The sequence below is a fragment of the Pseudomonas sp. 57B-090624 genome, from assembly GCF_003234055.1.
Taxonomy (GTDB): domain Bacteria; phylum Pseudomonadota; class Gammaproteobacteria; order Pseudomonadales; family Pseudomonadaceae; genus Metapseudomonas; species Metapseudomonas tohonis.
The window spans coordinates 15,224-28,043 of sequence record NZ_QKRU01000028.1 but is presented as its reverse complement, the minus strand read 5'-3'; the positions used below and the strand labels follow the sequence as shown (position 1 = coordinate 28,043).

General features: G+C 63.1%; 8 protein-coding genes. All 8 read left to right on the top strand.

The genetic code is table 11. The features are described 5' to 3' along the window. The first annotated feature begins 1 nt into the window (after position 1). From DMX10_RS14920 to DMX10_RS14885, 8 genes are read left to right on the top strand one after another with little or no spacing between them, the layout of a single operon-like run. Positions 2 to 1,855, top strand: coding sequence for a glycosyltransferase family 4 protein (locus DMX10_RS14920; RefSeq protein WP_256604819.1), 1,854 nt, complete (start codon positions 2 to 4; stop codon positions 1,853 to 1,855). After that, the gene (locus tag DMX10_RS14915) at positions 1,852 to 4,026 is read left to right on the top strand and encodes an alginate lyase family protein (protein WP_111261812.1); all 2,175 of its coding nucleotides are present in this window, start codon (positions 1,852 to 1,854) and stop codon (positions 4,024 to 4,026) included. The genes DMX10_RS14920 and DMX10_RS14915 overlap by 4 nt, the downstream gene beginning before the upstream one ends. Next, positions 4,023 to 6,722, top strand: coding sequence for a radical SAM/SPASM domain-containing protein (locus DMX10_RS14910; RefSeq protein ID WP_111261811.1), 2,700 nt, complete (start codon positions 4,023 to 4,025; stop codon positions 6,720 to 6,722). The genes DMX10_RS14915 and DMX10_RS14910 overlap by 4 nt, the downstream gene beginning before the upstream one ends. Then, positions 6,719 to 7,531 carry an ABC transporter permease gene (locus tag DMX10_RS14905; RefSeq protein WP_111261810.1) on the top strand — a complete coding sequence of 271 codons (813 nt, stop codon included), beginning with the start codon at positions 6,719 to 6,721 and terminating at the stop codon, positions 7,529 to 7,531. Before DMX10_RS14910 ends, DMX10_RS14905 begins: the two co-directional genes overlap by 4 nt. After that, positions 7,524 to 9,227, top strand: coding sequence for a polysaccharide ABC transporter ATP-binding protein (locus tag DMX10_RS14900; protein ID WP_111261809.1), 1,704 nt, complete (start codon positions 7,524 to 7,526; stop codon positions 9,225 to 9,227). The genes DMX10_RS14905 and DMX10_RS14900 overlap by 8 nt, the downstream gene beginning before the upstream one ends. Continuing rightward, entirely contained in the window at positions 9,227 to 10,267 is a 1,041-nt protein-coding gene (locus tag DMX10_RS14895; RefSeq protein WP_111261808.1) for a radical SAM protein, read from the top strand. Before DMX10_RS14900 ends, DMX10_RS14895 begins: the two co-directional genes overlap by 1 nt. Further along, the gene (locus DMX10_RS14890) at positions 10,264 to 11,130 is read left to right on the top strand and encodes a bifunctional 2-polyprenyl-6-hydroxyphenol methylase/3-demethylubiquinol 3-O-methyltransferase UbiG (protein WP_111261807.1); all 867 of its coding nucleotides are present in this window, start codon (positions 10,264 to 10,266) and stop codon (positions 11,128 to 11,130) included. Before DMX10_RS14895 ends, DMX10_RS14890 begins: the two co-directional genes overlap by 4 nt. Beyond that, entirely contained in the window at positions 11,120 to 12,814 is a 1,695-nt protein-coding gene (locus tag DMX10_RS14885) for a class I SAM-dependent methyltransferase (protein ID WP_111261806.1), read from the top strand. The genes DMX10_RS14890 and DMX10_RS14885 overlap by 11 nt, the downstream gene beginning before the upstream one ends. Positions 12,815 to 12,820: the final 6 nt, after the last annotated feature.

Genomic DNA, 12,820 nt, shown 5'->3' with positions numbered 1-12,820 from the left:
CGTGCGCCATCTGTCGATTCTTCAGCTCCCGCTGCGTGTAGCTCGCTTCCTCCGACGCCGTGCCGCAGGCGCCTGGCACTCAATGCGCGTGGCACGCATCGAACGTGTGCAGCAGTTCGGCTGGAGCCCCGTTGCGGCTCGTACTTTCATGGCCCGAGAGCAAGGTTTTCATCTGGCCAGCGACGACTCCGACTGGGGCTACCAGCTGCGCTCGCTGCCGATCGCGGCGCGTCCCGGGCAGATGGCGGTACTGTCGGTTTCCGGTGAACTGGCCAGCGGCGCCATGGCCATTGGTTGCCTGAATGCCGACGAGTCCAGCTGGCTTGGCAACTATCCGCTGCCCAGAAGCCGTTTCTCCGAGCGTTTCGTCATCGATCCGGGGACCTCCGAGAGACTGACGCTGGTGTTCAGCAACGCGCTGGGTGGCCCTTCGTCGCTGGACGTGACCGACCTGGTGGTCGAGTGGATGCCCGCCGACCTGGCCCGCATGCTCGGCGATTCGGAGTCGTCCATCGTCGCCGAGATCGAGCGGCATATCGCCGAGGCCTCGCCTTATCCGCTCGCCATCGGCAGCGTGCCCAGCCCCGAAAACAAAATCCCCGGCACCGGCGTTTACCTGCGTACCGACTACTGGGTGAAGATCGCCGCCGGCGGTAGCTACGGGCACACCTGCTACGTGGCGCAGGAACTGGCCGCGCGCACCGAAAGGCTGGTGTGTTTCATGGCCAACCGTTTCGATCTGCTCGATGCAATGGGGATCGAGCAGGTAATCATGGATTCGCCGTCGTCGACCTGTAATGAGATCGACGTGCTGAAGGCCTCGCGCTTCTACTATCGGTGGCTGCGCGACCGCCTGGTCGAACTGAAGCCGGCCTATATCTACGAGCGGGCCATCCTGGGCAGCTATGTCGGCGCGCAACTGAGCCGCGAGCTGGGGATTCCCTACATCCTCGAGTACAACGGCTCGGAAATTTCCATGAAACGCAGCTTCGACGAGCGCGGCTATGAACTGGAGGCGGCCTTCGCCGCAGCCGAGCGGGCGGCTTTCGCCCAGGCCACGACCATCGTAGCGATCTCCCGGGTGATCGAGGATGGCCTGATCCAGCAGGGCATTGCGCCAGAGAAGATCCTGTTCAACCCCAATGGCTGCTCGCCCGAGCACTATGCGCCGATCGATACGCAGCAGAAGCGTGCCATGCGCATGGCACTGGGGTGGGAGGCCGACAATAGCGTGATCGGTTTCGTTGGCACCTTTGGCGGTTGGCACGGCATCGATGTACTCGCTGAAGCACTGCCGCGCTTGTGCGAACGCGACCCGAACCTGCGCTTTCTCCTCATCGGCGATGGTAATTTCCGGCATCTCGTGGACGACGCCGTCAAGCGTCACAAGCTGCAGGATCGGGTTCACTTGCCCGGAACGGTTCCCCAGACCGAGGCTGCGAACCTGCTGGCGTGCGCCGATATCCTGGTTTCGCCGCACAACCGGCACATGGTCGATAGCAAGTTCTTCGGCTCGCCGACCAAACTGTTCGAGTACATGGCGCTTGGCGGTGCCATCGTGGCCAGCCGCCTGGAGCAGATCGGCGATGTGCTCACGCCATCGCTCACCACCGAGGACCTGGCACAGGTACATCCCGAACAGATCGATGGCCAGCGCGCGGTGCTGTGCAGGCCTGGCGATACGGACGACTTCGTCGATGCCGTTGCGGGGCTGGCCGCGCGAGCCGACCTGTGGGCTGCGCTCGGCGCCAATGCGCGCCAGGCTTTGCTGGACAACTTCACCTGGGAGCAGCACGTGCACAAGATCATCCGACACGTGGTGCAGCGCTCGGCTGCAATCAAGGGCCAGTCATGATCAGCCGCGGCATTCGTTTTCTGCGCCGGTCGATCGGCGCTGGCCTGCGCAGGGTCGCGGCGCCCCACCGCGAGCGGCTGAAGTCCTGGCTGCATGGTCTGGAGACTCGCCAGGAGCGCTATTGGGAGTGGCGCCAGTACCTGCTCGCACGCCAGCCGCCCGATGGCGAAATGACCGCGATATTGCGTCGCAACGGCTGGCCCGGCTTCTACGCCTATCTGATCCGTCAGCGGCGAGGAGACTTCGGCCGGCGCAACTTCCTGCCATCCGACCGCGATGAGGTGGTCCGCCAGTTGCGGGCGGTACCCGGCGAAGCGGAGCGCATCATCGAGAAGGCCGACCGATTGGTAAGCGGCGAATTCGATCTGCTTGGCAGCGGCCCGGTGGATATGCGCCGCGGCAAGCGTGGTGCCGGGCACCGTATCGACTGGAACCGTGACCCGATATCCGGCGAGCGTTATGCCTCGGTGTTCAGCCAATGGCGCTGGTCGCCATTTGCCATGCGCCGTGGTAACGCCGATGTGAAGGGCCCCTGGGAACTGACGCGCTGCCAGCACTTCCCAGCGCTGGGGCAGGCCTACTGGCTGACCGGCGACGAGAAGTACGCGCGTTGCTATGCCCGTACCATTGCAGACTTCATCGCTCATACCCGGCCAGGTATCGGCGTGCACTGGGCCTGCCCGATGGACGTGGCGTTGCGCCTGGTCAGTTGGCAGGCAGGGCTGTCGTTCTTCCAGGGCTCCGGCGAACTCGACAGGCGTTGGTGGCGTCGCTTCCTCAAGAGCCTGGTGCAACACGGGCGGCACATCACCGCCAACCTGGAGTTCGGCACCCTGGACGGGCGCATCATCGTTTCCAACCATGGTCTGGCGAACCTGTTCGGCCTGTACTGGCTGGCCATGAACTTCCCAGGGCTGGATGCCGGTTGTGTGTGGAGAGGGATAGCCGAATCCGGACTGGAACAACAGGTGCGCCTGCAATTGCTGGATGACGGAGGCGGCTTCGAGTCCAGCGTTCCGTACCACCGCCTGGTGACGGAGATGTTCCTCTCCGCCTATGCGCTGTCACTGCATCACAAGCAACCGTTTTCGGCCGAGTACCGTGATCGGTTGGTGAAGGCACTCCAGTTCGTTCGTGCCTTGCGCCAGGATGGCGGGCGCTTGCCGCAGATCGGTGATGCCGATAACGGACGCGCGCATATTTTCGCAGCCTACGACCGCTGGGAGATCGAGCAGGAGCACATGGATCACTTGCTGGCAGCAGGAGCTGCAGTCCTGGGTTGCGAGGCTCTGGGCGGTTCAGTGGATACCTCCGGTCGAGTCGAAGCCTTGTTCTGGCGCGACCCATGGGACCCGGCCCCAACCTGCACGGAACTGCCCCCACCTCTACCTGCGATGTTGTTCGAGCGTGCCGGCGTCGCCGTACTTCGACAGGGGGAGAATTACGTAGCGATGAGTAATTCGGTTTGTGGCACCTTTGGTATCGGCAACCACAAGCACAACGATCAGTTGGCTATCGAGTGGGCCATTGGCGCCCAGCCGCTCTTCGTGGATGCAGGCAGCTACACCTACACACAGGATCCCGATGCACGTAATGAATTCCGTTCCACCGCAACCCATAACACTGTCCAGGTGGATGGCGAGGAGCAGCACGGAATGGACCCCAAGGCCTTGTTCCGACTGGTACAGCAGGGCGACCCGGAGTGGGAGTTCCCGGTCTGCATGGACCACTGTGTAGGTGTAATCGGACGCAACTCGTCTTATCAGCGCCTGGCACCTGAACTGCTGCACGAGCGTCGCCTCTGCTTGAGCAGTGATGGTGCGCTGGTTGTCGAGGATCGAATTGGCCGCAGGCCCGGTCACACCTTGCGATGGCACTTTTTGCTCCACCCCAGCGTCAAGGTCACGGTGCAAGCGAATCGGGCCCGTCTCCATTTCGCGGGAGGTGAGGCGATGTTCGAGGCGCCCTCGACGCTGCACTGGTCAATCGAAGAGGCCTGGTATTCAAGTGGCTACGGCGTGCGTATACGCACCGCGGCCATCGTGGCGGAGTCGACTACCTTGACCGGTGCGACATTCGTTGGTGCGCCCCTGAATGGCCCGTCATACGCGCAAGGATGCGAACGCGCCAATGCCTTATGGAAGGCGGAAACTGAAGGACTGCATGCATGAAGACCATTCCACTCGTCGAAGTGACCGACAAGGCCGAGCGTGACACGGGGCGCAGGAAGCGCACCGGTTTCGTCGAACCGGGAATCGCCGCAGGCGTGTCCTGGCAAGGCGTCTGTGCGAATGGAGAAAAGGGGCTGGGCCATTGGCTGTGCGACCACGGCCCGCTCAACTCGCAGGTACTGTCCTCGGAGTTCCAGCTGGAGAAGGGATGGCTCTATACCTTCGATCTCGAAGTCGAGGTATTGCATGCCGCTCCGCTGGCATTGGTACTGATCAGGTCCCAGGACCAGGGCAGCGCGGGAGCCCCCGAAAACTGGCAACGCCAACGGGCCGTGGAGCAAACGGGCCATCACAGGTTGGCGTTCTCCTACGCTCCCGGCGAGACCGGGCGTTTCCGACTGGCGTTGATCAACTACTTCGGTAGCTACTCCCGAGGCAGCGAGTTCAGGCTGGGCGGGCTCGAGATGTTGAGCGCCCCCTATGTGGCCGATGACAGCATTCTCGACGTCGATACCTACCTGCCTACCTGGGGGCCGCTCAAGCGCTATATCCACCGACGCTGCAAACGTTCACGCCTGTTCAACGCATTCGTGGCCGGGATGGAGATGCGCCTGGGGCGCGAAGAGAGCCTGAGCCTTCCGATGTACCTTGCGCTGTGCCCGACCGGGCAGTGCAACGCGTTGTGCGACTTCTGCTCGGTGACCATCAAACGCACCGGGATCATCAAGAAACAGCTCCCGTTCGACAAGGTCCAGCGTTTCATCGCACCGACCCTGAACACCGCCTACATGTACGGTGTGGAAGGCAATGGTGAGCCGACCATCTACAAGGAATTCAATTCGCTGCTGGTCACGCTGCAGAAGAAGGGCGCCTCCTCCTACCTGATCACCAATGGGGCATTGATCGAGCCTGAGCAGATCCCGCATCTGCTCAGCCTTCAATCGATTACCTTCTCGCTCAACGCGGCTACCGCCGAGACGCATCGCGAGGTGATGAAGCTCAAGGAGTTCGACCGCGTCACCCGTACCATCCGCACCATCGTCGACCAGCGAGCCTGGAGCGATACGCCCTGCGTGTTCGTGTCGTTCGTGGTGCATGCGACCAACGTCCACGAACTGCAGGAATTCCTGCAGTTCGCCGAGTACGACCTGCGTGTCAACGTCATCATGATCCGCCCGCTTTCGGAGTTGGGCGCCGACCTCGGTGCGGTGGAGGACCTGCGTGAGATCGTGCCTTATGAATCGCAGGTCAACGATGCCCTGGACGCAGCGCGGGAATACCTGGAGGACGTACCTCGACGCAGGATTCCCTACACCAACAACGACTGCGATATCCGTCTCGATCCATCCACTTTCCGCTCCGTCCGCCCCGACCCGGTGGACCGGGTCATCATGCCGCCCGGCTATGAGGGACGCCTCCTCGCTCCACGCCGCAATGACTGGCACTGCTCCGACGCGGCCATGAGCGTTTCCTGGACGCTGAACCGAGCAGTACTGCGTTGCCCGCGGCAGGGTACCTGGCGCAGCGCAGCGACGCCGGTCGAGCCTGGCAGGAAGCTGCTGTTCAAGGCCCGGGTGATGCAGGATGGCTCCTCCCTTACGCTGTCGGTGCGGGGTGAAGCCGGCGAGGTATTGGCCAGCCTGGTGATCCAGCCGGTCCCGGGCGATCAGGACGTGGAGCTGGCTTTCGAGACCGGAAGTTCATCCCGTGTGTCCCTGGAGTTCAGTTGCACCGAGGCCTGCGTCGCCGACATCGATTTCATCCGGGTCATGCGACCCGGGGCCGGTATCCGCAGCGAGTTCAAGCTACCGTTACCACGACGCTGGCAGATCGACAGCCCCGGCGTGCGAGCGCGCTGGGAAGGCAACCTGCTGGATATCGACGCCCAGGAGAACCTGTCCGGACGCTACCTGATCAAGTCCTATTCCAATCCCTGTGCACCGAACACGCGCCTGGCGCTCCCCATCAAGGTCGAGGTCCTGGCGGGTAGGCTGGTCATCGGCGTATTGAGCGAGGACTTCCAGAAATGGACGCACCAGTTCGTCTTCGAGGCTGGCCACCACGAACAGGAGCTGATCATCGATACGGCGGACAACCACCGCCTGCAGGTGGTGCTGTTCGCGCGCGGTGAGGCAGCCCTGAAGGCGCGCATCGACTGGGGCGACACCCTGGAAGCCGCCCCCGACAGGGAGCGCGAGGGCGTGGAGAGCATCGAGATGGAGGCCATCGCTGGCGAGCCAGAGGCAGCCGCCGTGGTCGCCAAGCCGAAGACTGAGCCTGCGCCGAAGCAAAAGGTGCGTTACTACTGCCAGAAGCCCTGGACAGACATCAACAACTTCACGGTGGATGGACGGATGGACGTCTGCTGCATCACCACTGGGCCAAGCCAGGAACACTACGCCCTGGGCAACATCTTCGAACAGGACTTCCAGCAGATCTGGAACGGCGAGCGTATGCGCGAGTTCCGACGCACGGTGAACTCCGATACGCCCTTGCCGCCCTGCCAGCGTTGTCCCATGGCCTACGGCTACCAGGGTCCATTCTTCGATCGCACACTGGCGGATGCCAGCATCGCCCAGTACGCCATCACTAACCGGCAGGCTGGTCGACACGTTGTGCGGCGCATTGCCGCCCGGCTGGTGGACAGGCTCAGGAAACCCGTGGTGGCGATACTTTTCCGGGGCTTCAAGCGATGATCCTGCGGATCGCCCGCTCGGCCGGTCGCGTGCTGTCGATGATCTGGTCCTACCGCGGAGTGCTGACGTCGATTACCCGCGTGGAGCTGGCCAAGCGCTATTCGGGTTCGGCGCTGGGCAAGGCCTGGCTGCTGATCAACCCCTTGTTGCTGCTGGGCATCTACCTGTTCGTCTACCTGGTGGTGTTCAAGATGCGCTTCCCGGGGTACAGCGAGTTCGACTACACGCTCTACGTGTTCGCCGGCCTGGTGCCCTACATCGGCATGAGCGAAGCGCTCAACAGTGGTGCGGTGTCCCTGCGACAGAACATGCATCTGGTGAAGAACGTGATGCTGCCGGTGGACCTGATCCCCGTTCGCACCGTACTGGTTGCCCTGGCCGGGCAGGTGGTCAGCATCCTGATCGTGGCGTTACTGGTTACAGGTGACGGCAATATCAGTTGGCGCTTTCTGCTCCTGCCTTTGGTCATCGTGCTGCAGGTGCTTTTCTTGCTGGGTTGCGTGTTCGTGCTTTCGGCAGTGGTGGTGGCGTTGCCCGATGTCGCCAACTTCGTGAACCTGTCGTTGCTGCTGCTGATGTTCATATCGCCCATCGGCTTCAAGCCCGAGATGGTGCCGGGCGGCTTCCAGGCGATGATCTACCTCAACCCGGTGTACTACATGACGGAGGCTTTCCGTACCGTCCTTCTGGGGAATCACCCGATCGACCTGGAGGCGCTGGGCTGGTTCGCATTGATCTGCGTGGTGACCTTCGCCCTGGGCTGTGCCTTCTTCAGGCGCTTCAAGAACATGCTGGTGGACTATGAGTGACGTGATCATCCGCGCCGAAGGGCTGTCCAAGCTGTACAAGCTCTACGCCAAGCCTCACTACCGGTTCCTCGACATGCTGGGCCTCTTGCGCCGCGTCGATGCCTACCAGGAACACTGGGCCATCCGTGATGTGAACCTGACCATCCGCAAAGGGGAGAAGGTCGCCTTCATCGGTCGCAATGGTGCCGGCAAGAGCACGCTGTTGCGCCTGATCACGGGGGTGACGCAACCCACCGAGGGCCGTTTCGAGGTCAGCCAGGGCGCACATGCGCTGTTGCAGATCGGCACCGGTTTCCATCCGGATTTCACGGGTCGCGAAAACGCGCTCGCATACCTTGCGCACCTGGCCGTTACAGGCGAGCGCGCCAATCGGAAGGTAGAGGAGATCATCGCCTTCTCCGAGCTCGAGGAGTACATCGACCAGCCGGTCAAGACATACTCGAGCGGCATGATGGCACGCCTCATGTTCGCCACATCCACCGCCATCTCCCCCGAGCTGTTGGTACTCGACGAGATACTGGGAGTGGGCGACGCCTACTTCGCGAACAAGAGTTTCGAGCGTATCCGCGAGATGGCGGAGGAGAGCGGTACGACCGTGCTACTGGTATCGCACGATGTCTATTCGGCCGCCAAACTGTGCAACCGCATGATCTGGATGGACCGTGGCAGTGTGCTGCTCGATGGCCGCAGCGACGAGGTCATCCGCGCCTACGAGCACTCGGTACGTCTGCAGGAAGAGGCTCGCCTGCGCGCCAAGGCCATCTCCACACGCAAGGCGGGCATATGCCTGCTGGAACTCTCGACCGTAGGCCAGGCCCCGCTGCAGGGGCAGCTTCTGGTCCGCGCGGTGCGCCTGTTCGATGGCGAGCGCCTGCTTGGCGAATACCTCATGCGGCACGGTGACCCGGTTTTCGAGCCATCCTCGGGTTTCGACGAGGTCGATGGCGAGGCCGGTCTGCGCATGATGGCTGACGGCGGGGCGGTCAAGCGTTGCCGTCTGGTGCTGGACCTCAGCCGTCAGCAGGTCCTGGGCTCGGCGTTGGCCGTGGAGATCGACTATGTGGCCAGCGCGAACAACAGGCTGCTGTGCGAGCTGTGGCTCAAGGACAAGTGCGAGCTGCGCAGCGAGCTGGATCTGGCTGCAGAGCCGTCTTCGTGGTCGCGGGTACGCAGCGGGTTGCTGCCACCGGAAACCCAGTTGGCCAAGCAGTCCGACGTGCACGGCTCGGGCCGTATCTGGTTGGAGGACATCGAATTGTGTGGCGAGGACGGACAAGCCCGCTTCGTCTTCGACGCCGGTGAGGCGATCAGCGTGCTCTGTAACTACCGGACCGAGCAACGGAGCGGTCCGCTGCCTGTAGAGTTCCTCTTCGCCTTCCACCGTGATGGAGTTACCGATATCGCCCGCCTCAGTGCCGGTAATGTAAGCGTCGCGCCTGGTTACGGGCGACTGCGCTTCGAATGGTCCGGTCTGAAGCTTGGACTGGGCACCTACACCTTCACGGTCTTCGCGGTGCGACCCGGCTATTTCGAAGAGAATGACGGCAAGTTCTACTCCATCAACGATGACGTCTATTTCGCCTTCAATCGCGGTCTCGAGATCACCATCAAGGGCAATGGCGGCAAGCTCGCCGGCGCCAGCACCCTGCTACCGATGTGTGTGACGGTGAGCAGCACCTGCCCGGAGTCAGCCTGATGATTGCACCCAACATCATGGAGCTTTGGCTGTTCGATACCTGCAACTTCCGTTGCGGTTACTGCAGCCTGGTGGATAGCGGCGCGGTCGAGCGAACCGAGCAACTCGCACCGTTCCGCGACACGGCCTACATCGACCGTCTGGTGCGCTTCTTCGCCGACAACCGACCCGCCGGGCGCCCCTGGAAGATCCAGATGACCGGGGGCGAGCCGATGCTGATGCCCAACCTGGATCGTTTCTGCGAGGCGCTGGCCGGGCAGGGCGACAGCGTGGCGATCTACAGCAACGGCTCCGTACCCGTGCGCAAAGCCTTTTCCGACAAGGCCGTCCAGGCGCTGGCGTACATCCAGTTCAGCTTTCATCCGGACTGGCACATCGGCAGCCATTCCATGGACAAGTTCTTCGACAACGCCCGCGAAGCCCGTGAGCTGGGCATTCCCTGCCTGGTCCGCTTCGTCGGTGCACCCGCGGTGCTGCACCTGCTGCCGGTACTCGACGAGAAGTGCCGGGAGGCGGGCGTCGGCTTCCTGCCGACCACCCTGTTCGATCCCCGCTACCCCAAGGCCTACACGGCGGAAGAGCGCGCCTACCTGGCATCCTACATGTCCGGCTACTCCAGCCTCATGCAACTCGATGGCGGCGTACTGGTAGGCGAGGGCCGTACCTGCGTAGCCGCCGACCGGGTCTTTGCCGCACGGCTCAGCCAGGGTGGCGACATCACCCCCTGCATCAGCACCGGCCTACCGGTCCTGGGCAACATCTTCGAGAACCGGCTCGAGGCCATCCCCGGCTCCAAGCCCTGCTACAAGGGCGACAAGATCTGCTCCTGCGACGTGCACTTCCAGCAGGAACTGGTGGACGGCATCAGCGACCGGGAAGATTTCAACGCCATCCTGCAGGGCCAGGTCCGCCACCGCGCCGCAGAGTACCCGCAGTGGCTGGCACACAACGGTATCGTCACCAGCAACGACCATTGGGTCGGGCAGGGCACGCTGGCATACGAGACCCAGGGTCTGCTCATCAAAAAGGTCAAGGCATGAGACTCAGCTTCACCGATGAACTGCAGCGTGATTTCCCGGATGAGTTCCGCATCGCCGACAACGCCGCTCGGCAGGTGATGGCCTGTATCGACGGCAAGGATTACTCGGCCCTGGAAGCGCATTCGCCGGGCCTCAAGGGATTCAACTGGGCCAACTACATCAACCTCAGCTCGATCCGCATGGTCCGCGCTCTGCGCTTGTTGCGGCGGCATGCGAGTCCAGGTGCCAAAGTGCTGGATTTCGGCGCGTACTTCGGCAACTGCGCGCTGATGCTGGCCCAGGCCGGTTACCAGGTTACAGCGCTGGACTCCTATGACAGCTACGGGGCCTGCTTCGATGACAACAAGCGATTGCTGGCGGAGCATGGCGTGACCGTGCGGAACTTCACCGACTTCGAGCCGTCCGGCGATCATGACGCCGTGATGCTGATGGGGGTGATCGAACATGTACCGCATACACCGCGCCTGCTGCTGCGCGACGTGCACCGGGCACTGGTTCCCGAAGGACTGATGGTCCTCGATACGCCTAATCTGGCCTACATCTACAATCGCCAGAAGCTTTCGCGGGGGCAGTCGATCCATCCGCCGATCCAGAGCCAGTTCGCCACCCAGCTGCCTTTCGAAGGGCATCACCGCGAGTACACCGCCAGCGAGATCGAGTGGATGCTGGAGGCGTCCTCCTTCGCCACGCTAGAGTCCGAGGCCTTCAACTACAGCCTCTACGGCCTAACCGAACTCGCCGGCATCGACTTCGAGAACCACCAGGAGATGCAAGCAGACCCGAGCCTGCGCGAGTTGCTGATCTACGCAGCGCGAGCGGTGGTGCCGAAGGTTTCTGCGGCCCGGGCTTCCCATGCCGATTGAGCGGGCCGCCGGTGATCTGGCTGGCGATCTCGCCCAACTGGTCGTTGCATTGGTCACGCCCCAGGGTGACGGCGACAAGGCGCCTGATACGGACATAGGGACGCCTTTCAGCACCATGAGTCAGGCTGACTGGTGCGAGGCTGTCTACCTGTGGAACCGTGACGGCCGCCCTCTCATCGCGGGGCTCGAACAGCGTGCCTGTCCTGCTTGTGGAGCGACCGGGGGGCATCGCCGGATCTTCGAGTCCTATGACGGCTACGCCTACGAGGAGTGCGGGCGCTGCGGCTGCTGGCATGTTCCGCTGGTGGTCGACGCACTGCTTTTCGAGCGATTCTTCGAGCGCTGCCCCAAGGCGGCGGAGGTCGCTCTGCGCTCCTTCAACAAGCGCATGTCCGAGGAGAACCGTAGCGCCGATCTGGCTCGGTTCGATGACTATTTCACACGACTGAGCCCACTGTTCGCACAGCGCCGAGGTGGACGTTACCTGGACATGGGCTGTGGCCTCGGTAACTCGCTGGTAGCGGCCGGCGCGCATGGCTTCGAGGCGTTCGGCGTGGAGTCCTCGCGCGAGTGTCTGCGCCTGTGCCAGGAGGCCGGGCTGGATGTCAGGCACGTCGAGCAGACCCTACCGCCAGGCGGCTTCGACCTGATCAGCTTCTGGGAGTCCCTGGAACACATGGCGGACCCCGCGGCCATGCTCGGTCTGTGCCATCGCCTGCTGGCCGAGAACGGCGTGATCGCCTTCACCGTCCCCAACCTCGACTCACCCCTGCTGCGGGCACAGCGCGGAGACTGCAGCGTGGTGCACGGGGGCTACGACACCCCGGGCCATATCAATCTGTTCGGCGCATCGCATGTCAGCCAGCTGCTGGCACGTTGCGGGCTTGCCCTGCTGCACATCGATGGGCAGTACGGCATGAGTCTTCCCGAGCTGGCGGCCTACATGCTGGGGCGTCACCGAGGCGCGGCAGACCTGCTGGGCGGCCGCAGCGAATCCGAGCCATTGCCATTGGTAACCCGCACGCTGCTTAACGCCATCGGTCCTGCTGTCTCGCTGCTCGAGCGCCTTTCGCTGACAGCCCCCATCCTTTTCGTGGTGGCCTGTCGCCAAAGCGATGCAGCCGGGCTGGCTGAGCAGGCGCGTGCCATGGATCGGCGACGCGATGAGGAACTTCTGGCGCAAGCGACGCCGATGGCACGGTCCAGCGCGACTGAGCAGGTGGCCACGGAGCGGCGCGAAGTGCTGCGGGTACAGGAAGAAGCCGGTAGGGCGAGCGAAGCGCTCCATCAGGAAATCGTCCGGCTGCGGGACGAGGCGCTCAGGCTTGCCGAGCAATACAACGAGGGGGCGACACGGGCGCAGGACGCGGCGAATCGCGTAGCCGAGGAATTGCTTCAGGTAACCGCTCGCGTGGCGAGGGAAGAGTGCAAGGTGACCGAGCTGCGTCAAGAGGTGAATCGAGCAGAAGCAGAGGTGAGCGAGCGCAACGCCTTGCTGGCAGCCCGCGAGGCCGAGGTGGAACAACTGGGCAGCCGCCTCGGGGCCGTGTCCCGCGAGTGCGCCGCGCTGTCGGCTGAGCTGCAGCAGCTCAAATCGACCTGGCTCTACAAGCTATCCCACCTGCTCGACGGGTGGCGGCGCAAGACCCGGGTGCAAGACAACGACATCAACAACGACCGCTGAGAGCCG